Genomic DNA, 22,264 nt, shown 5'->3' with positions numbered 1-22,264 from the left:
CCCTCTCAGGTCGGCTACGTATCATCGTCTTGGTAGGCCATTACCCCACCAACTAACTAATACGCCGCGGGTCCATCCCTCAGCGACAGCACAAAGGCCGTCTTTCCTTCTTCTTCCAGGCGGAAGAAGAAACTATGCGGTATTAGCACCCGTTTCCGGATGTTATCCCCCACTGAAGGGCAGGTTACCCACGTGTTACTCACCCGTCCGCCACTAACTTCCCGGGAGCAAGCTCCCGTTCCGTTCGTTCGACTTGCATGTATTAGGCACGCCGCCAGCGTTCGTCCTGAGCCAGGATCAAACTCTCATTAAAAGTGGGCTCTTGTACAGAAACCCTAATGTTTAAGTTGATTGCTCTTGTTGTTTTGCTGACTTACTTGTGTTGCGACACTTGCGTGTCGGCTTAATGTGCATCCGTCAGGATGCCCTGCACGTTTGGTTCGTTCATTCTTTGTTCAGTTTTCAAAGGCCAATCCGTTATCACGTGTTACGTGATGTTTCGTTCGTGACAACTTCTTAATATTATCACCTGTGCAACTCATTGTCAACACTTTTTTGAAATTATTTTTTCAAGAATTTTCTGACGCGGTGCAGCGACTTTATTAAGATAACATTTGCGGAAATAATTGTCAACCGATTTTTAATCTTTTTGTAAAGAAGATGTAAAGGTTGTGTTCGCAATGTAAAAACTACTTTAACATATGCGTTTTTTCATGTCAATGAAAAAATCCCACAAAAATAGGAAGAGCTGCAAATGCAACTCTTCCCCTTCATCGCTGTAACACATGTCCCTCGATTAAGTACCAACACTACATCCGTTGGTAGACTTTCGTTTACTAGGTTTTCATGTTTCACTCAGGGGACCGATATATGAATCTTTCCTTCCTTATCGGCTATCCCATTTATGAGGAACACGGCCACAAGATGAAGATGAATATATTGAAGATTCTATCCTTCATCAGAACGGGGCATCTCGCCTCTCTCAATCTGATCAGAATCTTCGTCATAGATCAATCTCTGCGATTGTTCTATGATTAAATGAATCGCAAGGTCCCAAAATCTAGCTCCAGGTTTACTGTTGTTACTAGCCTTTCAGTTAAATTGTTAGTTGCCCAATTTAGTTGTCCATCCTAGTTTCTTACTGATCTTCAAAGACTTACGGGTCTTTCTAAAATCTGTTGCCACTAAATCGATGGAACTAAATTATTAAATGGGAACCTTAGCGATCCTCTGTAAAGAAAGATTTGCATACACTTCATCTTCTTTACTTCATTTCTATTGAAATGTAATTTGTATCCTTCTCTACACTCATATACTAACATGAAAACGGTTTCTTGTAAAGGGGAAACGCTCTAAAATATTATTTTTTTTACTCATATTTTTTTCTTAACCATCCTAATTGACAACCCTACAGGAAGTCCTTAAACTCGAGATAGAACAGCCCTTTCTAAATACCGAAGTAATCCATTACCCGAAGCGCCCGTAAAGTATTCCAGCGACTCTCTCTTCCTGGCTCCTCCATTTCAAAGTGAAAAGCCGAACCGGGATAATGTGCTGGCAACAGCCACTTCCCAGCGCCATTTTGCTTCTTCTCGACAATCTCTATCGCTTCCAGCATTCGTTCATCATAAGGCACTCCAGCATGAACAAAATAATCAAGTGCCCGTAAGACATCATACCGCCACCTTGAAGGATAAGGGAAACGTAAATACTTTGAGTCGATAACCTTCCCGGTATGATCTGACCGGAATAACCGATGACGCAACAAAAACTCCCGAGCCTCCCTCTCTATCTGCATGAGTTCATCCAACCGATAACCATACCCTTGCAGGCGATACTCACAAAGACCTTCCAGTGTACTTAATGTCGAATGCATGGAACTATGTTTCGCGCCACTTACATTCAGATTACAATTAAAGCCACCATCCGGCAATTGCTGACTGATGATAAAATCAACTACCGACATAATCTCTTCTTCAGAAATACCAAAATAACAAGCATAATTCAAAAACATCCCATTCACACACAAATCACTTTCTCTTACCGCCACATGACAGCTTATCCCACCATCATACCCTTTGCGCGTATCCACTATTAACGCCAGTGCTTTAGAAATCTCCGGTGTGGGCAAACAACCTAAATTCCGCAAATCCAATAAAGTGTAATGAGTGGATGTCCACTTCGGTTGATAAAAACCACGGCCCCAATGACCGTCAGCATGCTGTCTTTGTAAAAATTCAAACCCCCAACCTTCCAGCGCGATTCGCCTTTGCAATGGTACTAACACTTCATCCCCCGCAGCCAGTAAATCACGTTGCACTTGGTACTGTATTGACACATCTCCTTCGAGCAACCATTCAATGATTTTTGTCCGTTCCATAACACACCTCCTGGAAAAAATACGAAATGAGGAATCAAAAAATGAACAATCTGGTGCATATTCCCGATGGCACTGCCACCATTATTGGGTCGCTGGAGAGTCCCGCCAATCCGCGCGGTATTATCCTTTTTGCACATGGCAGTGGCAGCAGTCGCTTCAGCCCCCGTAATAATTTTGTGGCTCGCGAGCTTCAGCAACACGGATTCATAACCTTGTTAATGGATTTGCTCACTCCGGAAGAAGACAGTGATTATGCAACCCGCTTCGATATTGCGTTATTGGCCCACCGTTTGGAGGTCGCAACCATGTGGCTAAAAAAACATCCACAATTTGAATCATTACCACTCGGGTATTTCGGTGCCAGCACCGGTGCGGCAGCAGCCATACAGAGTGCAGCAAATCTTGGCGATCAAATCCAGGCGGTAGTTTCCCGTGGCGGCCGGCCCGATTTAGCGCCCGCTTATCTTAATACAATTATAGCACCGACCCTGCTGATAGTGGGCGGTGACGATGATGTGGTCATCGGCCTTAACCAACAAGCCTTTGACCAAATGACGAACATAAAAAAACTAACCATCATCCCTCACGCTACCCACCTTTTCGAGGAACCAGGGACACTGGAGCAAGTAGCCGAACTCGCCACTGAATGGTTTAGCAAATATCTAGACGACAAAAGCGCTGGGAAATAACTCCCAGCCCTTATCTATTTACGAATACTTCAACGCAAACGTGCTCAAAAAGGCAGCCCCGACGCCACTTCACGAATAATGCTCAGATGGTCTGCGACCATCCTGTGCTTATTCGTTCCAGTGGTTCGGGGCTAAACGCCTTTTTGAGCACTCTCTTTATTTAAGGCTATCCTCTTGCGCCATGCGCTTTAATAATCGCATCCAGGTCCAGTTCAATGGTCTCTTCCACAAACAAATCTGCCTGCTTCATGGATTCAGGCGAGCCAACGCCAACCGAGAACATGCCGGCACTGTTGATGGATGCAATCCCCGCTTCCGCGTCCTCTACTCCGACACACTCAGAAGGATCAAGTCCCAACAACTCCGCACCCTTCAGGAATATTTCCGGATCAGGTTTTCCGTTAGTAAGTGAAGCCGGATCAACTACCACTTCAAAATAATCCGTTAAGCCCAAGTTTTCCAAAATGGCCGGACCATTCTTGCTGGCGGAAGCCAATCCCAGTTTTAAACCGGCCTCACGACAATCATCCAGGAACTTCTTGACACCCGGTAAGATGTCCGCTGGTGTTATTTCCTTGATCAATTCCACGTAATCATCATTCTTTTCCTTAGCCAACGATTCTTTTTCTTCTATAGAATACACATCTTTCTTGCCACCATGTTCCAAAATGCGGTCCAGCGAATCCATTCGACTAATTCCTTTTAAATTTTCATTGAAAGCCCGATCAAAGGAAATGTCAATTTTTTCACCTAAATCCTGCCATGCCCGAAAATGAAATTCCGCCGTATCCGTCAACACACCATCCAAATCAAAAATGACACCTTTCAATACCATTCTGCATCCTCCTTTGAAAAAGGGCTGGGAACTTCCCAGCCCTCCCTAACCTTATTCTATTGCAATTCTTTTGTTACCGAATCCGAAACCATTACTATTTCATCGAACACTTTCACTTCCATCGGTTCGCCTTCTTCGAGCGTCAAACGCACACCCTCTTTATCAACGTGTACATCCACCAAACGACCGCGGAAGTTGATCTTGAAATCATACGCTTCCCATTTTTTCGGTAAGAACGGTTTGAAAGTCAACATCTCTTCCGTCACATACATCCCCGCGAATCCTTCAACGATGGACAACCAGGCCCCACTCATGGAAGTGATATGCAAACCATCTTCCGTATCATTGTTATAGTTGTCCAAATCCAGACGCGCTGTGCGTGAGTACAACTCAACCGCTTTTTCTTCACGTCCCAATTCGGCTGCTATAATCGCATGGATACTTGGTGACAATGAGGATTCGTGAACCGTCATCGGCTCATAGAAGTCAAAGTTCTTTTCTTTTTCTTCCATCGTGAAACGATCACGCAAGTAATAAATACTTTGCAAAACATCCGCTTGTTTAATGAACGGTGAACGCAGGATTTTATCCCAAGACCATTTTTGGTTCAATGGCAGATCTTTTTCCGGATCCAAATCACTGACCAGCATTAAATCCTTATCCAGGAAGGTATCGTGTTGAACATAAATACCCAACTCTTCATCATATGGGTAATACATATTAGCAATGATGTCTTGCCATTTCGCTTTTTCATCTTCAGTAACTGCCAACTCTGAAACTTTGCCTGCTTCCGCTTGTTTCAAAGCTTCCAATGTATACTCCAATGACCAAGCTGCCATCCGGTTCGTATGGAAGTTATTATTGACGTTATTTTCGTATTCGTTCGGTCCTGTTACGCCGTGTAGCATATATTTACCGGCACGTTTTGAATAGTGAACCCGGTCTGCCCAAAAACGGGAGATCCCAACTAGCACTTCCAGACCTTCGTTCACACGGTACGACTCATCACCTGTGTATTTCGTATAGTTATAAATGGCATGGGCAATGGCCGCATTACGGTGAATTTCCATAAAGGTGATTTCCCACTCGTTATGGCACTCAATACCCGTAAAAGTAACCATTGGATACAACGCACCTTGCAAGCCTTGTTTGCCGGCATTGACATAGGCATTATCCAACTGGTTATGACGGTATTTCAACAAGTTACGGGTTACTTCCGGATCAGCAACTGCCAGATACATCGGCACGATAAAGGCTTCCGTATCCCAGTAGGTCGCGCCACCGTATTTTTCGCCCGTAAATCCTTTTGGTCCCACATTCAAGCGATCATCATCGCCATAATAGGTGGAGAACAAACCATATAAGTTAAAACGCAGGCCTTGTTGGGCTTCATCGTCGCCGACGATTTTAACATCCGCTTTTTGCCAACGGACATCCCAAGCACCAACGTGTTCTTTTAATAATTCCTCATAACCTTTGGCTTTAGCAGCTCTCGCCAACTCAGCCGCTTTTTCTTCTTGCTGTTCGGGTTCGACATCTCGACTCGTTACCATCGCCACATATTTATTCAAGACAACGGTCTCGCCTTCAGCCACTTGACCCGTATAGGTCTCAAAAGCTTGCAAATCGGAGACTTCCGAATCCGTCAAACGCAAACCACTTACTTCGTTCAGCATCAATCCCGTTACCGTAAACCGCTCAATGCCAAAATCATTTGCAATCGTGCGTGCCGTTACGCTGGCAGGAGCAACGTTTTCAGCTACTTGTTCCCAGAACACATCATCGTAGTTAGCATCTTCATTATGAACGCGATTGTCCAAACCAGGCTTCATCGAAATCTCAGGATTCCCTTTCAAGATTTCCGCCTTTACTTGGATAACAGCAATTTCTTTATCCACAATGCTCAAGAAACGGGTGAAATGAAAACCAATCTCCGTTTCACCATCATCACTGGTCCACACAAAGCGACGCGTCAGTACACCCGTCTTCATATCGGATTCCAAATAAAAATCTCGGAACGTATCTTTATCCAAGTCCACTTGGTGACCATCAACCATAATACCCACCTGGATAAAGTTCATGGCATTGATGACTTTTCCGAAATAATCTGGATAACCATTTTTCCACCAACCGACGCGTGTTTTGTCTGGATACCAAACTCCCGCCAAATAAGTTCCTTCATGCGTGTCGCCTGAATAACCTTCTTCAAAGTTACCGCGCATCCCCATATAACCATTACCGATTGACGTCAAACTCTCTTGAAGCCTTTTATCATCTGCATGAAAAGTCGAAGTTTTTACTTTCCACGGATCAATATCAAATAATCTTTTCATCGATTCGCTACACTCCTCTAAACTAACACGATTTCTATTTGTCTTCTTGTGATTGAATGTATTGTTCGGAAAAACGCGTCTTGAAATAAAGCAAGACAATCATCAAAACCAAGCCCATCGATTGCACACTCATCATCGTGGTTATTTCCGGTAAGAACAACCCCACCACCAACGATGCCAAAACCGGTAATCCAACCGCATTTAAAATCACATTTATACTCTCTTTAAACGTATCCAATTCCATAATTGAATTCTTGCCGGCCAAATACATGAAGAACGCCGCACCCACTATCAACAACACATTCATCAACAAAAGCATCCCTGCTATCATGAACGAATAGGTCGCGACAATAAACACCCGGTTCATGTAATACCACTGACGACTCATTTGGGAGCGCACCGATTCGACCGAATCGCCCCACTCCAAATCTTTTGTATAAGTTGCCCGTGTGACCGGAGAATCCCCCTCTTTCAAAACCATTTCCGTTTCACCGAAGTAAAGCACGTTGTCATATTCCAATGCGGCGGATTCTTCCCCACCGCCTACAACCACACCGTTTTCTTTTTCCTGGAAAAAGGCCTCCTCGCTATTCAAGGCAGTGACGACCGCTTCATCCACCATATCGAAAACAATCGGATACGTCGGTTCCAAACTGAAACTGTCATCGTCCGCATAATTCAAAACGATGGGAATCATCATCAAGCCATTCAAAAATAAAATCACGAAGATAATTTTCGGCCAGCTCAGGAATTTTCGGCCGCGGAACATCGAGACGGGTGTTAAGGTACTACGGAAATAATCAATCGGAAAAGTTGCATTTTGCATGTGTGTCCACCTACATTTCTATATTTTCTTTATTCTAGTTGAAGGTCGCCAAACACACAATCGCAACGCCAGAATCTTTTTCTAACCTTTTGTTCCACCCGCTGTTAGACCAGAAACAAAGTTCTTTTGCAAGAAGAAGAACAAAGTTGCTATCGGAACAGCGATCAGGATAGCCCCGGCCGCAAACAATGCGACCCGTTGATCGCGGGGGTTGTTGATAAATGTTTGCAGACCATTCGCTACGGTGTAGTTTGCTGGCGAACGCAATAAGAAACGTGCAAGCAAATATTCACCAAATGGCGACATGAATGCCCATAATGCTTGAACAGCAATCATTGGACGCACTAATGGCAAAATAATTTGCCAGAAAGTACGCAAGTGACCCGCGCCATCCAAACGTGCTGATTCATCCAGTTCCATCGGTACCGTATCAAAGTACCCTTTCATCAACCACGTATTCATCGGAATACCGCCACCGATATAAACGAAAATCAAGAACCAGTGTTTGTCCAAACCACCAAGTAACAACGCCATAACATAGAAAGCCGTCAAGGCTGCTGTTGTCGGTACCATTTGCACGATCAAGAAGAATTTCAGTGATTGTTTACGGCCGATAAAACGATAACGGCTGTAAGCAAATCCTGCCAAGGTAATCGTTGCAACCTGGATAACCATGGTTGTCAGAGCCACTTTCAACGTATTCATGTACCACTGCGGATATAACGTTTCCTCGAACAAACGGCGGAAATTATCCAGGGTCCAAGGTCCGGTTAGATTCAAGTCAAACGCCAGCAAGTTACCAGCACGAAAAGCCGATGTCGCCGTAATCAAAAGCGGATAAATAATGATAATACTCAGAAACACCAAGTAAGTATAGGTCAAAATTTTATTTGTACGGCGTGCACTTTTTTGTGTCCGGACTTTTTTCGGTTTTTTATTTTCCATGTCCTAATCCTCCATTTCGAATGCACGTGTTCGGCTGAAGATTAACATTGAAATAGTGATAACGACTGCCGAAATAATCAATGTCACGGCCGAAGCGATGTTGTATTGAGGTGATTGTCCTGTCGTCAATTTATAGATCCAGGAAATCAAGATATCCGTTGCACCAGCCCCTGATCCCACACTACCCGGTCCCCCTTCATTGAAGAGGTAAATCATGGAGAAGTTGTTGAAGTTACCGGTATATTGCGTTACGAAAATCGGTGCCGCTACAGCAAAGATTTGTGGCAAGGTGATAAAACGGAATTTCTGGATAGTGGTCGCACCATCAATAACAGCTGCTTCATACCAGTCTGCTGGGATGGATTGCAAAATACCAGAAACCAATACATAAATATATGGGAAACCTAGCCAGCCCTGGATAGCGATAATCGCGATTTTGGTCCAGAACGGATCTGTTTTCCACGCGATTGACGGAATATCAACGAATGGTAAGTTATTAATAAAGGGAATAACTTGGGAGTTAATCGCCCCTACTGAGTCATTGAACATATTCGAAAATGACATGATGGTAATGAACGCGGGAACTGCCCAAGGTAAGAGCATGATTACCCCGAAGAAACGTTTACCTTTAATAAAAGGCTGATTCAAAACCATCGCCGTAAAAATACCGATGACCAATTGGAGTGTCGTTGCCGAAACCGTCCAGATGACTGTCCATGAGAATACCGCCCCGAAGGTATCACGGTAAGTACTCAAGGAAACAATATTCTTGAAGGTATCAAATCCGACCCAATCCACTAAAGTACCAGGTGGGATATGGTAGAAATCATAGTTTGTGAATGAGATGAAAATCGTTACCAATACTGGGAATAAAATGGCGAAAAGCATGACGATGTATGCTGGAATGGTTAATAGATAGGCGAAGCCATTGTTATAAGCATTCCATAACATCGCTTTAGGTGAGTAATTGACATTTCTGGGATCCAGCGCCTTAATTTTTGCAACGCGATACGCATCATAGATATTGATGATCCAGATTAGAGCGAAGATAATCATGACCAGAATTTGCAAGGCCCCTTCGATCATCAAGAACAAGGAGTGATCCTCACGTGGTGTTGAACCCAGCGTAATCAATCCCGTTAAGGCATCAACACCGTAGACTGCCATTTCAACAATAACAAAGCCAAGGAAGGCAAAGAACAGAACAGCTTTTGCGGTTTGTTTATTATATAATTGCCCGAGACCAGGAACGATGGACAAAAGGGTTGCTTTTTTGATCCGTTGTTGATCCTCGGCGGAAAATTCTACTTTTTTACGTCCGTTTCCGTTTGATTCTTCCACGGTAATTCCCCCTCTTCAAAAATCAACGGCAGAGACAGGGCACGTCTCTGCCGATGGAATATCAGGCTTTTAATCGCCTAATTATTAATATTTTTGCTCGATATTTTGTTTAATCAATTCTGTTGCATCATTAGCAGATTCTTCAGCTGTTTTGTTGCCTGAAACGGCATCGAACATCATTGTTTCTGCGCCCGTCCAAACTTCAGCCATTTCTGGAATGTTTGGCATTGGAATTGCAGAGTTGTATTGTTCGATAACGGCAACAGCCAATTCGTCATCACCAGCATCAGCAATTACTTTACGTGCATCTTGGTTAGCTGGAATTTCAGCCGTATATTCTTCGAATAGTAATGTTTGGTTTTCTTCATTTGTTACAAAGTTCAAGAATTCTTGTGCCAGATCCCCAACTTCTGTATAAGAAGAAATCACCCATGCTTTACCACCCGCAAATGGTGCGTATGGTTCGCCGTTTGGCAACGTTGGAACCGGTGCTACACCATAATCAACACCTGAGTCACGGTAGTTAGCTGCTCCCCATGGTCCGTTGATGATTGCTGCCGCTTTTCCACCGATGAATTGATCATCAATGAAGTTTCCGGAAGTTGTCTTGTCCAACATACCTTGTGGCCAATACTCTTGGAACCATTTAGTGCCGTATTCAATGGCTTCGATTGCTCCTTCAGAGTTCAAACCGATATCTGTTGTGTCCGTTCCGTCTTCACCGAATACATATCCGCCATAACCAGCCAATAGACCGTATGAGTTATAGAAGTCAATCCAGTTAGATAGGAAAGCTGTTGATTTGCCCTCTTCAGAAGAAAATGCGAAACGCTCATCTTTCGTTAATTCTTCCAACTCTTCAAACGTTGTCGGTGCTGCATCCAACAATTCTTTGTTGTAATACATAACCAATGCTTCAATTACAAATGGATTTCCGTAGATTGTATCATTGGCAGTAACTTGTAATTTATCTGTGTCATCATAACGGCCGTCATCTGGAAGTGTTACGTCTAACAAGTGCCCTTGTTGACCTAAACCACCCACGCGGTCATATGGTGCGATCATTACGTCTGGACCAAGCATTGCTGGACCATCCAATGGGAGTGCTTCAAGGTTTTCGAACATATCGCGCTCTGTCAATTCGACAGTCACACCATATTCTTCCTCGAATGCAGGAATAATTGCTTCAACGAATGGTGTATAATCGTCACCCACTGAAATGTTCAACGTTTGTCCAGAAAAATCACCACCAGCAGTTTCGTCCGTTGTTTCTTGTGTTCCTGGATCTGTTGATTCTACTGTGTCTGCATCTTCTCCCCCGCCACAAGCCGCTAACAAGAATGCGGATGAAGCTGCCAAAAGACCAATTCTACCTTTTTTCCAATTTGTTAACATATTTACATCCTCCTATGATGTCTATACATATTTTGTTTACATATTCATTATCTTATTGAAAGCCCTTTTTTGCAAGCGTTTCCTATTTGTTATCGGTAACAATATTTCAATAGTTAACGAATAGGAGGTTTTGGATGATAGTGCGTAAAGATAATTGGTTCGCCCTTTGCCGCAATCATGCCATTTTCTACGACTACCAATTCTGAATCCACTTGGTTGCGATACTCGCCATCTGGAGCATCAACTGGAACATCGTGGCGCTTGCCATCCAAGCTGAAAATGCCATGTAGCGTGCGACCCTCGTAATCGTAAGCACCATTGACTACATCCACGCCCTCTTCGGCCTCCAAATGATAAGCCCCTTCACGTACCGCAGCATCAGCCTTTAGATTCCCCAAACGTTGCATCAACAGCGACAATTCCATGTCTGCCCTTTCCCAGGCAATGGGATCGACATCGAACAAATCAGGCAAGTGGGCAATTCCCTTTTCCTGACCGGCAAAAATCAATGTTGTTCCTTTTTGGAAAAAGGAAAATGCCGTCCAGTTACGCACGGCCCGCGGATCTTTCACACGTGCTCTAAATCTTGGATGGTCATGATTTTCCAGGAAGCGGAGCTTTACATAGTTTTTCGGATAAATCCCATCCTGGAACATCAAGATACGCAAATAGGTTTTCAATGATATTTCTTTATTGAGATAGGCAGTGAAAAAATCCTCCACATCATAGTCATAAGTAATGTCAAATGCTTCGTATATTTCACTATCCGATAAACCAATATTTCCGCGGTCCCGGTGTGAACGTAAAAAATGGGTATGAACCGATTCGGCTAGCCAAATGGTATCCGGATTAACTTCTGCCACTTCTTTGCGTGCCCGCACCCAAAATTCTATTGGAACCAAACTGGCAACATCACAACGATAACCGTCCACTATTTCTGACCACATCTTCAATGTTTCGATTTGGTAATCCCATAATTCGGGATGCGAATAATCCAGGTCGACAACGTCATACCATTCACCTACTTTATTCCCCATCTTGCCATTGGGGCGACGGTAGAACCATTCGGGATGTTCGTTCACCAAAACGGAATCAGGTGAGGTATGGTTGTAAACCACATCAATAATACATTTCATGCCTTGTGCATGGATGGCATCGACCAGTAATTTGAAGTCAGCCATTGTGCCATATTCCGGATTGATGGCCCGGAAATCCTTGATTGCATAGGGACTACCGGCCAGTCCCTTTCGCATCACTTCCCCGATTGGGTGAATGGGCATCAACCAGATAATGTCGGTTCCAAAGGACTTGATCCGGGGTAAATCAGGAATGATGGCGTTAAACGTTCCTTCTTTGGTATGATTGCGGACATAAATGCTATACATGACTTGGTTGCGTAAAGCTATGTCTGTATCGTGTGCCATAAAATCCTCCTTTTATTATTCATAATCAGTGAGTAGTACCACTGCTGCATAAGGGCCTAAACGAACGGTGTTGCCCCCTTTTATCAGACGAACCCCTTCATTTGACAAGATGGGACGCCGATAGCCATTTTCCGGAACAGGTGGTAAATCGTAAAATTGCATCTCTTCGGTGACATTACAGATAATTGTTGCGGCTTTATTACTATACTCGCGCTCATAGGCGTAAATGTTGGCATCGGTTGGCAACAAACGGTAATCACCTATGCAGAATAATTCCGTCCGTTTTAAATCCAGGATTTTTTTGTAATGAATCAAAATGCTCTCTGAATCCATCATCTGGTCTTTGACGTTATATTTCTTCTCTACATTGACGCCACTCCACGGTTCCACGGTCGAAAAACCGGCATAGTCGCCATCATGCCACTGCATGCCGCCCCGTGCGGAATCCTTGGAAGTTTCGCGGATATTGTGAATCGCCCACTCCCTCGTATAACCAAGCTCCAGCGCTTTTTCATAAAATCCTTGCGCTTCCGGGGATTTGAAATCTTCGATAGCGTCAATATATAAGTTCTTCATGCCTATTTCTTCACCATTGTAAATAACGGGAATGCCTTTTTGTAAATACATCAAGGTTGCCAACATTTTTGCAGAGTTGTCGCGGTAGATATGGTCGTTTCCGATCCGGGAAACAGTCCGGGCCATGTCGTGATTACTCCAGTAAAGCGTCGGTCCACCAACATCAGCCATGGCGCGTTGCCACTCATCCATATTTGCTTCGAACTCTGGATAAAGGAGTTTGGTTGCCTGCATGTTGCCGTTGAGGCGTTTATCCTTTGCTTCTTCATCCATCGTGAAATAGCGGAAGGTGATGACCGAGTTACAGCCGCCTTGATCGATGTCGCAGTAAGAACGGGCCAACTCAACATTCGCCGAAGCTGCTTCACCCAGCATATAAATATCCGGGAAGTGTTCGCGCAGACTGGTAGTAAAAATCCGCATGTATTGATTCACTTTCGGTAAGTTAGAGTAATACTGTTCGGCCAAGTCGATTTGGCCTTCCGGTAAATCGAGATCCGGAAAACCTTCTTCTTTCACGATGTGGATAAAGGCATCCAGCCGGAAACCGTCGATTCCTTTATCAAGCCAAAACAGGGCAACGTCTTCAAGAGCACGGCGGACATTCGGGTTCTCCCAGTTTAAATCGGGCATCTCTTTGGCGAACAAGTGGAAATAGTATTGGTCATCTTCTAGTGGACCTTTTTCCCAGACGGAAGTATTGAAAAAACCTTCCCAGTTGTTGGGCGCTTTCGCTCCGTTCTTCTTGCCGTCACGCCAAATATAATAATTGCGGTATTCATTATCCGGGCTCTTGATTGCTTCCTGGAACCAAGGATGTTGGTCGGATGTGTGATTGAGAATCAGGTCAAAAATAATTTTGATGCCCCGGATATGAGCTTCATGAATCAGTTCTTCCACGTCCTGCATCGTGCCAAACTGCGGATCGATTTCCATATAATTGGAAACATCGTAGCCGTTGTCCACTTTTGGTGAAGCGAAAATGGGATTGATCCAAATCATGTTGACGCCCAGACTTTGGATATAATCCAGACGACGCGTGATTCCTGGAATATCACCGATGCCGTCATGGTTGGTATCCTGGAAACTCATTGGGTACACTTGGTATAAAATCGTTTTATGCCACCAAGGTGTGTTTTGTTCCATGTTGCTGCCTCCTTTTATAATTCCTCTTATTCCTAGTTTCGCTGAAAACGATTACGAAAGCAACTTGTTACCGTTATCAAAATACGAATTTTGATGCAGGGGATGTTCTTGTTATAATAGAAAGAAAATAGATGAACGGACGGTGCGGAAATGAATAAAAAAATAGGTTTCATTGGCATGGGAAATATGGGCCAAGCAATTTTAAAAGGCATGTTGAATGCTGGGTTTGCTGAGCCGAGTGACGTGATTGCTTCACGGCGAAACGAAAAAGTATTGGAGGGTTTGCGTGCGAAATGGGGAATTTTGACGACCACCGATAACGTTACGGTGGCGAAAGCTGCCGATATTTTATTTTTAACGATAAAACCCCACTTGTATGATGCGATTATTAAAGAAGTGCGCGAATCGGTCCGTCCTGACGCAGTGGTTGTGGCGGTTGCCGCCGGAGTAACGCTTGAAGACGTGATGGAGTCATTTGGTGCGCCTGTAAAAATTGCGCGGGCGATGCCGAATACACCAGCTGCGGTCGGGGAAGCGATGATTGGCTTGTGTTTTGGTGAGGGTGTGGCCCGGGAAGAACAGGAGGAACTGGTGGCCTTGTTCAGTAGTTTGGGAAAAGTTGAGGTTGTAGAAGAACGGTTGTTTGACGCAGTAATCGGCGTCAGTGGTTCCTCACCTGCAATGTTGTACATGGTCATTGAGGCGATGGCCGATGCAGTGGTGCGTGCCGGTATGCCCCGGGCGCAGGCTTATAACTTTGCAGCGCAAGCGATGTTGGGAACGGCCAAAATGGTGCTGGAATCCGGTCGCCATCCGGGAGAACTGAAGGATGCTGTCTGCTCACCCGGTGGCACGACGATTGAAATGGTCGTTAAGGCCGAAGAAAACGGCTTGCGGAGTGCGGTGATGCAGTCAGTTGAAGCAGCCATTGCTAAATCGGTGGAGATGAATGGGAAATAAGTGATATTATGGTTGGTGGTGCGGCGTTCATTGGGACATTTCGTCCAGAACGCCGCACTTTTTACTATTTGTGCGGCGTTGGTGGTCTAGTTTTATGAGGAACGCCGCATTTAGCACAAAAATGCGGCGTTAAGAATTTTTTTCAACGCCAACGCCGCACCTCAACAAATTACCCTAACAAAAAAACACGCGTGAGCGTGTTTATTTTGTACTTTCTCTAATAATCAATTGGGTATCAAATTCGATACTTTCCACTTCCTCATCCGGAAACTGAATCTTGCGCAATACAATTTGCGCACACAATTCTCCCATTTGGCGGACATCTTGTTTGATGGTGGTAAGTTTCGGTAACGCGATTTGATCCAGCAAAACCCCATCGAAACCGATAACCCCGTAGTCAGTCGGAACGGATTTCCCTGTTTGATGGATGCCATTTTCAACACCTAAAGCCAATCGGTCCGATCCACAAACGAAGCACGTATTTTCTGGATAGCGATGCAAGTTTTCGCGGAAATATTCCATCGGCGGCGTTGAGTGGTTATCAAACCGCAATATCTCCGTCTCCATTCCTGCAGCCTTCATCGTTTCCAAATAACCTTTTTCGCGGGAGCGCTCGAACAAATCCGCCACATCAATCCCGACGAACGTGATTTTTTCATATCCGCGCGAAATAGCAAATTCGGTCGCCTTCGCAGTTCCACCGACATTATTTGAATCGACGTAAGTCACGCCATAGTCATTTTCACCGAAAAGGACTACCGGCTTCGGAATCTCTTTAATCCACGTATAGTCCTTCTCGCGCATCCCCATAATGATGTAACCGTCACACTCGGTTTTATTTGTACTGTCCTGGGTAATCAATTGCAGAGCATAGTGGTTTTTGTCCAACTCACTCGCAATCCCGATCAACAAGTTCATGAAATAGGGGTCGGTTGTGTCCAACTCCTCCAATATCATGACCTTCACAATCAACGTCCGGTTTTGTGCCAAGGCTTTCGCGGCTTTATTCGGCCGATAGTCCAGTTCTACCATCGCTTTATGAACCAAATTGCGTAATTCTTCCGTTACTTGCTCAGGATGATTGATTACCCGGGATACAGTCATTTTTGAAACATTTGCCAGCTTGGCAACATCATTTAAAGTTGGCATTCATTTCCCCCTTCAAACACAATAATTACTACCATTATACAATAAAATAGCCTTTTCCATATTAGAAAAGGCTATTTTTTTTGAGCAAGACAATCAGCACAGATACCATACACTTCCATGCGGTGATGCGTCACTTCAAACCCAATCAAATCATGGGTTACTTCCTCTAAATCGTCCAGAATCGGGTAATATAAATCCACCACTGCCCCACACTTTTCACAGATTGCGTGGTAATGCTGGGTATTTGTAAAATCAAACCGGCTTGCGCCGTCCCCATACGTTAGCTCTTTAACAAAACCAACCTTGGTAAACAAATGCAAGTTATTATAGACCGTTGCGGCACTCATACTGGGAAAACGCACCGACAAAGCTTGGTAAATCTCATCGGCGGTTGGATGGTTATCTGTTTCAACCATAAACTCGAGAATCGCTTCCCTTTGCGGCGTAATGCGGACATTTTCATGCCTTAATTTATTTATCGAATCACTTACCATTGGATGTGTCATTTTTTTCTACCCTCTTTCCATCAGGAAGGCCATTTTTACTATCCATTATTATAACAAATTCCCCCATAATTTTCACTCTATATACTTCAGACGTTGCCTTTAAACACTGGGTCATTTACAATTGTAGTGAATGTAAGATATAATGACCAAATTAAATAAAGAATTTCGGAGCTGAACCCATATGAAATTAGGTGCGCGTGCGTTTAAAACCGGACTTGCTGTTACCTTATCTATAATACTTGCCCAACTGATTGCAACTGATGCGGGTGTCATCGCAGGAATTTCTGCAGTACCCTCCACTCAACCTTCTGTCGCAAAATCTTACCAGACTATGCGCAACCGACTCGTCGCCAACGCAATCGGTGGATTTTTGGCAGCACTTATCAGTACCACCATTGGTACCAACGTTATTATCATCGGTCTGGCAACCGTCTTGTTGATTGCCATCCTGAATTATTTAAAATTAGGTGACGTGATCAGCTTGGCTGCCATTACCATGATTGTTATCATGCTGAACGAAAGTGGCTCCCTTTACAGCGTCGCAGCGATTCGGGTAGCCGAGACCTTCATCGGCGTCATCATCGCCTTTTTGGTTAATACTTTCATCCATCCACCTAAATACGGTGAGAAATTATACCATATCATCGACTATGCAACGAGCGAATTCCTCGTGTGGATTCGGTCGAGCTTGCGCAAAAACACTAACTTTTCCATCATGGACAAGGATTTGAAATGGGCACGTGCCCAGCTTACACGAATGGATTATTTCTTTGAACTCTTGCAAGAAAGCCGCCTTCCTTTCACACGTTACAAACTTGATGAAAGAAAACAACTCGTTATTTACCGGCGCATGATTAAAACTACCCGCGCTGCATACAACGTCCTTTCGGTGATGCACGAATACGAAAATAGTTTCTTTAACTTTCCCCAGTCCATGCGGGTCACAATCCGCGAACGGATGGAGACCTTAATGACCGGACACGAACAAATCATGCTGAAATTCAGCGGCCGGGTTGCCCCGGAACAAGTCCAGTTCTTTGAAGCAAATAAAGAAGAGCGGAAACTCCTGCTCGACAACTTTTTCAAACATGCACAAGAACAAAGTAACGTTACCGATTTTGTCCATCAAAAAGGTTACAGTGGTATCCACTTGATGAGTGCAATACTGGAATATGAAGATGAACTGATCAGGTTCAACAAAGCCGTCACCAACTTTCGACAGAGCAACAAACACTACCAAATATCACAAATTGATGATTTTTAAGTATAGAAAAACCGGGAGAAAAGTTCTCCCGGTTTTTAATTTTATTTCAACACAAACTTCTCAATCGCATGGGCAACACCATCATTTTCGTTGGATAGGGTCAGTTCCTTGGCAACACTTTTCAGGTAGTCGGTTCCGTTTTCCATCACCACACCCAAACCAGCTACCTTAATCATGTGATAGTCATTATTGCCGTCACCGATCGCCATGACTTCTTCGCGTTCAAAGCCTAGGTCTTGTGCCAATTTCGTCAACGCAGTTCCCTTATTAATACCTTTAGCCGCAATTTCCAATAAGTACGTTTGACTCCGTGTTACCGAAAATTCATCCCGGAATTCACTCGGAACTGCTGCTTCAACTTCATCAATCTCAGCGGTTTCCCCGAAAAATAAGACCTTGACGTATTCCCCTTCTAACCCACCAATAGTCGTTGTATCAACAGCCATTCTGACGGTTTCGCCCTCACTAATCAATGCAGGTCTCATAGCCTTTTGATTATTTTCAGGCACAATCAAATAGAACTTTTCCTCATTCATGACCAGGAAATCAGCCGAAAAATCTTTTCCGAAATCATACAACTTCTCAACAGCGTTTTTTTCAAACGGCCAAACTTCGATAATTTCCTCTGTGTCCGTTCGGGTAATCACCGCACCATTTTGGGAAATCACGAAATCATCTTCCGCAAACATCCCTAATTCTTCTAAATAAGGCCTGATTCCGGAAATAGGACGTCCCGTGCATAGGACAATTTTTACACCTTGATCCATCGCAGCATGAATGGTCTTTTTAACTTTTTCAGTCATGATTTTCTTCTCATTAACAAGTGTTCCGTCAATATCAATTGCTACTAATTTTATCACTGCGACACCCCATTTATTCTTTTAATACTATTGTACCAAAGTTATTTCTTTTTATGGAGTACCGTGGTCGAAAAGCCTTCAACCTTGATTTCATCCGTATCAAACCACATCCGTGGGTTATCCAAAGTCACGGTACAATCATGGACCAACAATTCAAAGTTTCCCTCTTCAATACTGAAGTAACGTGGGTCTCCATTTCCGTTAAAGATAATATAGTAAAAATCGGTTTCGTTTTCTAATTGCCAGACAATCTGATAATAATCTGCCTGCAAAACTTCCATATGCTTGGCAATATCCAAAGTATCCTGCATCCGGAATAATGGTTCAGATTTACGCAAGCGAATCAATTCTTTCATATAAGTTACTTCTTTTTGCTTCGCATCGCGGCGTTCCCAATCAATCATGTTGATTTCGTCCGGTAGATTATAGGTATTTTCTTCTCCTTGCTTTGTGCGCAAGAACTCTTGCCCGGAATGAATGAACGGAATCCCTTGTGCCAACATCGCCAATGTCGACGCCAACAAATGACGGCGCGTGCGTGTCCGCTCATCGTCATGGGGCATGTTTATCGCTAATTTATCGAACAATGTATGATTATCGTGCGCTTCAACATATTGAACGATTTGATCTGGTTGTTGATAACCTGCGATATCCTGCGGGTAGTACAATCCACCTTGCTGATTGATCGCAATCCACTGTTCCATAAATGGCTTTCCGGAAATAAAACCTGTATCATAACCGCCACCCATGTCCGCACCTTTGATTGCAGTCCGCATTGCATCGTTAAAATGCGCAATCCCGGGCATTTGGCGCGCATTGATACTGGATGCGCGTTTATTTTCTGGTAAATTCGTGTTTAAATTCCAACCCTCACCCAACACGATGATGGAAGGGTCTATCTCATCCAACATATCGCGGACAGCATTCATTGTATCAACATCATGGATGCCCATCAAATCAAAACGGAACCCGTCGATATGGTATTCCTGCGCCCAATACTTCACACTGTCCAAAATATATTTTTTCATCATTGCGTGTTCCGAAGCGGTGTCATTGCCCACACCTGTTCCGTTCGACATACTGCCATCTTCATTGCGGCGGAAATAATAACCCGGGGCCACCCTTTCAAATGGATGTGTATCGGGATCATACACATGGTTATAAACCACGTCCATAATCACGCGAATGCCGGCATCATGCAATCCCTGCACCATTTGTTTCATTTCCCGAATACGGGTTTTTGGATCACGTGGATCGGTCGCGTAGGAACCTTCCGGCACATTGTAGTTTTGGGGATCATACCCCCAGTTATATTTCTCTTCGGGATTTTCTTCATTCACAGTCTGGAAATCGTACATCGGCATTAACTGCAGATGCGTGATCCCGAGCTCTTTCAAATAGTCCAGCCCAGTAGGCAGTCCGTTAGGTGACTTGGTGCCTTTTTCCACCACACCCAAAAATTTCCCGCGATTCTTTGCCCCGCTTGATTCCGACATGGTAAAGTCCCGAACGCTTGCTTCATAAATAACGGCATCCGTTGTAGCTGTGAAAGGCGGCATTCTTTCACTCCAATTTTCCGGATTCGTTGTCAGTAAATCAACGACCACCGAACGTTCCCCATTACTTGTAGTGGCGATTGCATAAGGATCGACTGTTTCAGTATATTTTCCATCTGGATAATAAACACCAAAGTTATAGGCCACATTATCCAAGTTACGGTTGATATCAATTTCATAAGTTCCTGGTGCAACTTGATTCATCGCAATGTGTTCTGCTCCATCCCCGTATAAGGTATGAAATAAAATAAGTTCTATTTTGGAGGCAGCAGGCGCCCATACACGAAAAATCGTCATGTCAGGCGAAAAAATAAATCCGAGTTTTTCATCGGTTGCATAAGTTAAATCAAATTCAGGGGTGACATTTAACAAACCAGTTTTTTCATCATAAGGATGGTTCTTCATCATCTGGTCCGTGAATACTATGTTCTTCATTTCCATACTACTCATTCCTTTTTCTATTGAAACTGACAGGTTACGACAAATGTTTGTGACATAGCAGTTTTTTAAGAAGTGCTATTTTAACGGAAACCGTCATTATTTTCAACCTAATTATACTAAAAAAGCGTTTCCATTGATACTCAAAGGGGTTATTCTCACGTATTTATAACATTCTTATAAACTTTCGCTTATTAAAAAAGCACCCCGTATATGCGGGATGCTTGGTGGTGTTATTCGGATTCTAGTTCGCTCCATGCAGGTTCTTCAATTTCACTTGATTGTGAGCTCGAGCTGGATTCTGAACTACTGCTGGAACTTGAGCTGCTAGAACTTGTACTACTGCTTGATGAACTGGATTCTGAACTACTACTAGAATTTGACTCAGATTTTTTACTTTCAGAACTTGAATCAGATTGTACAGGCGTTGTCGTTTCTTGTACCGGTGGCACATAAGTTTCTTCTACCGATTCCTCAATCCATTCCTCAACTTCTGTTTCTGATTCATACCATTCGTCTTCCAATTCGACTGATTCGGATTCTTCTATTATTTCTTCAGAGGATTCCACTTCTATAATTTCTTCCGAAGACTCTTCTTCTTCTTCTTCTTCAGAGTAAACTTCAATGACAATATCTACTTCTGCAGGTTTACCATCCAGTACATATGCAGTTGTTGTAGCTATCTCTAAAGTTTTCAAGTTTTGAGCGAACATATTTTTCAGCAATTCCGACGTTTCAGGTTTAAAAGTACCTTCTTCGTTATACAGACTTGCGATTTCCAATGTGTTAGCTGTTAAGTGCTCCATCACTTGGTCATGAATGTTATAAACAGGAATTTCGTACCCTTCGCTCTCGCTGACAAGTGCATCAATTTCAACTTGGTGCCAAGAAATTTCTTCTTCAGACTCAGGATCCACTTGGCGCGGTGCTGGTGTAACCAGGACAATTAAAGTTTCTGATAATTCTTCTTTCATCGCATCATAAGCAGCTAAAACTTCTGAAAGATTGTCTGTCTCTACCGCTTCACCATCTGCGGTCCAGATTACTTCCTGAACAGGCATCGGTGTGTGGAAGAATACTACATCCGGTTTAAGTTTGATTAATTCTTCAACGCGGTCCCCAACAGATTCAGACTCCAGCGTGCTGACAAAGTTTGTTTGCATTTCAGTGAATGCACGCTCAGTCGCTAACTGAGTCATGTTATCTACAGCCCATTGCGCCTTGTCTTCAATCTCGCCGTAGAAAGCCACATTTGTATCGCCTTTTGCATATTTCACGTACTGCAAGAAATCTGCAACAGTATTACTTTCACGTTTTTTATCAAACGCAGACAAAAACTTCGCGCGTTTTTCTTCTTCTTTTTTCTTTTGTCGCGCCTCGAAAGACTCTGTTTGATTCACTTCAACATAGTCACTTTTATTTACGAGGTCAGCTTGAATGTTTTGACGATAGCGGAAACCCACAAAAATAACCGCAACCGTAATAATTCCCAGAATTACAACGATAAATGCATCTCTTTTCTTCAATCCATCTCGCTCCTAATTATATAAATATTTTACAATTTAAATACCCTTTTAATAGTAATACAAATGGTGCCATTTTGCACGGATATTTTTTCACAAAAAAAAAGCTTTTTGACAT

17 protein-coding genes and 1 rRNA gene are annotated in these 22,264 nt (G+C 43.6%); 3 read left to right on the top strand and 15 right to left on the bottom strand.

Annotated features, from left to right (window positions below; translation table 11 throughout):
• Both ACTU7M_RS05550 and ACTU7M_RS05545 read right to left on the bottom strand, forming a co-directional pair.
• A 16S ribosomal RNA gene (locus ACTU7M_RS05550) occupies positions 1 to 313 on the bottom strand; the annotation flags it as partial.
• A 1,134-nt stretch (positions 314 to 1,447) separates the two neighbouring features.
• On the bottom strand, positions 1,448 to 2,380 hold the full coding sequence (locus ACTU7M_RS05545) for a hypothetical protein (protein WP_443473384.1): 933 nt from the start codon (positions 2,378 to 2,380) through the stop codon (positions 1,448 to 1,450).
• Between the two features lie 41 nt (positions 2,381 to 2,421).
• Between ACTU7M_RS05545 and ACTU7M_RS05540 the strand changes: the two genes are divergently transcribed.
• Positions 2,422 to 3,069: a dienelactone hydrolase family protein gene (locus tag ACTU7M_RS05540; RefSeq protein ID WP_443473383.1), complete on the top strand. Its 648-nt coding sequence runs from the start codon at positions 2,422 to 2,424 to the stop codon at positions 3,067 to 3,069.
• 166 nt (positions 3,070 to 3,235) lie between these two features.
• Here the strand turns inward: ACTU7M_RS05540 and pgmB are convergent, their stop codons facing one another.
• The 8 genes from pgmB to ACTU7M_RS05500 form a co-directional block, all read right to left on the bottom strand.
• Complete coding sequence (gene pgmB / locus ACTU7M_RS05535) at positions 3,236 to 3,904, bottom strand: beta-phosphoglucomutase (protein WP_443473382.1); 669 nt, start codon at positions 3,902 to 3,904, stop codon at positions 3,236 to 3,238.
• A gap of 56 nt (positions 3,905 to 3,960) precedes the next feature.
• Positions 3,961 to 6,237: a glycoside hydrolase family 65 protein gene (locus ACTU7M_RS05530; RefSeq protein ID WP_443473381.1), complete on the bottom strand. Its 2,277-nt coding sequence runs from the start codon at positions 6,235 to 6,237 to the stop codon at positions 3,961 to 3,963.
• A 34-nt stretch (positions 6,238 to 6,271) separates the two neighbouring features.
• Complete coding sequence (locus tag ACTU7M_RS05525; protein WP_443473380.1) at positions 6,272 to 7,063, bottom strand: hypothetical protein; 792 nt, start codon at positions 7,061 to 7,063, stop codon at positions 6,272 to 6,274.
• 81 nt (positions 7,064 to 7,144) lie between these two features.
• Positions 7,145 to 8,008 (bottom strand): sugar ABC transporter permease, encoded by an 864-nt coding sequence (locus tag ACTU7M_RS05520; RefSeq protein ID WP_443473379.1) that lies wholly within the window; start codon positions 8,006 to 8,008, stop codon positions 7,145 to 7,147.
• Positions 8,009 to 8,011: 3 nt separating this feature from the next.
• Positions 8,012 to 9,286, bottom strand: a complete 1,275-nt coding sequence (locus tag ACTU7M_RS05515) for an ABC transporter permease subunit (protein ID WP_443473395.1) — start codon at positions 9,284 to 9,286, stop codon at positions 8,012 to 8,014.
• Between the two features lie 147 nt (positions 9,287 to 9,433).
• A complete protein-coding gene (locus tag ACTU7M_RS05510) occupies positions 9,434 to 10,744 on the bottom strand; it encodes an extracellular solute-binding protein (protein WP_443473378.1) in 1,311 nt (436 codons plus the stop codon).
• 113 nt (positions 10,745 to 10,857) lie between these two features.
• Complete coding sequence (locus ACTU7M_RS05505; RefSeq protein WP_443473377.1) at positions 10,858 to 12,168, bottom strand: alpha-amylase family glycosyl hydrolase; 1,311 nt, start codon at positions 12,166 to 12,168, stop codon at positions 10,858 to 10,860.
• 15 nt (positions 12,169 to 12,183) lie between these two features.
• Positions 12,184 to 13,890 carry a glycoside hydrolase family 13 protein gene (locus tag ACTU7M_RS05500; RefSeq protein WP_443473376.1) on the bottom strand — a complete coding sequence of 569 codons (1,707 nt, stop codon included), beginning with the start codon at positions 13,888 to 13,890 and terminating at the stop codon, positions 12,184 to 12,186.
• Between the two features lie 150 nt (positions 13,891 to 14,040).
• On the opposite strand from ACTU7M_RS05500, the gene proC reads away from it, so the two are divergent.
• The gene (proC, locus tag ACTU7M_RS05495; protein ID WP_443473375.1) at positions 14,041 to 14,850 is read left to right on the top strand and encodes a pyrroline-5-carboxylate reductase; all 810 of its coding nucleotides are present in this window, start codon (positions 14,041 to 14,043) and stop codon (positions 14,848 to 14,850) included.
• 201 nt (positions 14,851 to 15,051) lie between these two features.
• On the opposite strand, the gene ACTU7M_RS05490 is transcribed toward proC, so the two are convergent.
• On the bottom strand, positions 15,052 to 15,999 hold the full coding sequence (locus ACTU7M_RS05490; RefSeq protein ID WP_443473374.1) for a LacI family DNA-binding transcriptional regulator: 948 nt from the start codon (positions 15,997 to 15,999) through the stop codon (positions 15,052 to 15,054).
• Between the two features lie 71 nt (positions 16,000 to 16,070).
• Positions 16,071 to 16,505: a Fur family transcriptional regulator gene (locus tag ACTU7M_RS05485; protein ID WP_443473373.1), complete on the bottom strand. Its 435-nt coding sequence runs from the start codon at positions 16,503 to 16,505 to the stop codon at positions 16,071 to 16,073.
• Between the two features lie 181 nt (positions 16,506 to 16,686).
• Between ACTU7M_RS05485 and ACTU7M_RS05480 the strand changes: the two genes are divergently transcribed.
• The gene (locus ACTU7M_RS05480; protein WP_443473372.1) at positions 16,687 to 17,769 is read left to right on the top strand and encodes an FUSC family protein; all 1,083 of its coding nucleotides are present in this window, start codon (positions 16,687 to 16,689) and stop codon (positions 17,767 to 17,769) included.
• A gap of 41 nt (positions 17,770 to 17,810) precedes the next feature.
• Here the strand turns inward: ACTU7M_RS05480 and ACTU7M_RS05475 are convergent, their stop codons facing one another.
• The 3 genes from ACTU7M_RS05475 to ACTU7M_RS05465 form a co-directional block, all read right to left on the bottom strand.
• Positions 17,811 to 18,629 (bottom strand): Cof-type HAD-IIB family hydrolase, encoded by an 819-nt coding sequence (locus ACTU7M_RS05475; protein ID WP_443473371.1) that lies wholly within the window; start codon positions 18,627 to 18,629, stop codon positions 17,811 to 17,813.
• Between the two features lie 41 nt (positions 18,630 to 18,670).
• On the bottom strand, positions 18,671 to 20,626 hold the full coding sequence (gene pulA / locus ACTU7M_RS05470; protein ID WP_443473370.1) for a type I pullulanase: 1,956 nt from the start codon (positions 20,624 to 20,626) through the stop codon (positions 18,671 to 18,673).
• A 230-nt stretch (positions 20,627 to 20,856) separates the two neighbouring features.
• Positions 20,857 to 22,149: a hypothetical protein gene (locus ACTU7M_RS05465; RefSeq protein ID WP_443473369.1), complete on the bottom strand. Its 1,293-nt coding sequence runs from the start codon at positions 22,147 to 22,149 to the stop codon at positions 20,857 to 20,859.
• Positions 22,150 to 22,264 lie beyond the last annotated feature (115 nt).

Origin of the sequence: Jeotgalibaca sp. A122 (assembly GCF_052266715.1) — a bacterium.
Taxonomy (GTDB): domain Bacteria; phylum Bacillota; class Bacilli; order Lactobacillales; family Aerococcaceae; genus Jeotgalibaca.
This window is presented reverse-complemented; position numbering and strand designations above follow the sequence as displayed.

Excerpts from the sequence above, each read along its gene's own strand:
- ACTU7M_RS05485 (WP_443473373.1), bottom strand. The coding sequence starts at position 16,505 with ATGACACATCCAATGGTAAGTGATTCGATAAATAAATTAAGGCATGAA.
- ACTU7M_RS05490 (WP_443473374.1), bottom strand. The coding sequence starts at position 15,999 with ATGCCAACTTTAAATGATGTTGCCAAGCTGGCAAATGTTTCAAAAATG.
- ACTU7M_RS05525 (WP_443473380.1), bottom strand. The coding sequence starts at position 7,063 with ATGCAAAATGCAACTTTTCCGATTGATTATTTCCGTAGTACCTTAACA.
- pgmB (WP_443473382.1), bottom strand. The coding sequence starts at position 3,904 with ATGGTATTGAAAGGTGTCATTTTTGATTTGGATGGTGTGTTGACGGAT.
- ACTU7M_RS05540 (WP_443473383.1), top strand. The coding sequence starts at position 2,422 with ATGAACAATCTGGTGCATATTCCCGATGGCACTGCCACCATTATTGGG.
- ACTU7M_RS05530 (WP_443473381.1), bottom strand. The coding sequence starts at position 6,237 with ATGAAAAGATTATTTGATATTGATCCGTGGAAAGTAAAAACTTCGACT.
- ACTU7M_RS05545 (WP_443473384.1), bottom strand. The coding sequence starts at position 2,380 with ATGGAACGGACAAAAATCATTGAATGGTTGCTCGAAGGAGATGTGTCA.
- ACTU7M_RS05480 (WP_443473372.1), top strand. The coding sequence starts at position 16,687 with ATGAAATTAGGTGCGCGTGCGTTTAAAACCGGACTTGCTGTTACCTTA.
- pulA (WP_443473370.1), bottom strand. The coding sequence starts at position 20,626 with ATGGAAATGAAGAACATAGTATTCACGGACCAGATGATGAAGAACCAT.
- ACTU7M_RS05505 (WP_443473377.1), bottom strand. The coding sequence starts at position 12,168 with ATGGCACACGATACAGACATAGCTTTACGCAACCAAGTCATGTATAGC.
- ACTU7M_RS05510 (WP_443473378.1), bottom strand. The coding sequence starts at position 10,744 with ATGTTAACAAATTGGAAAAAAGGTAGAATTGGTCTTTTGGCAGCTTCA.
- ACTU7M_RS05500 (WP_443473376.1), bottom strand. The coding sequence starts at position 13,890 with ATGGAACAAAACACACCTTGGTGGCATAAAACGATTTTATACCAAGTG.
- ACTU7M_RS05520 (WP_443473379.1), bottom strand. The coding sequence starts at position 8,008 with ATGGAAAATAAAAAACCGAAAAAAGTCCGGACACAAAAAAGTGCACGC.
- proC (WP_443473375.1), top strand. The coding sequence starts at position 14,041 with ATGAATAAAAAAATAGGTTTCATTGGCATGGGAAATATGGGCCAAGCA.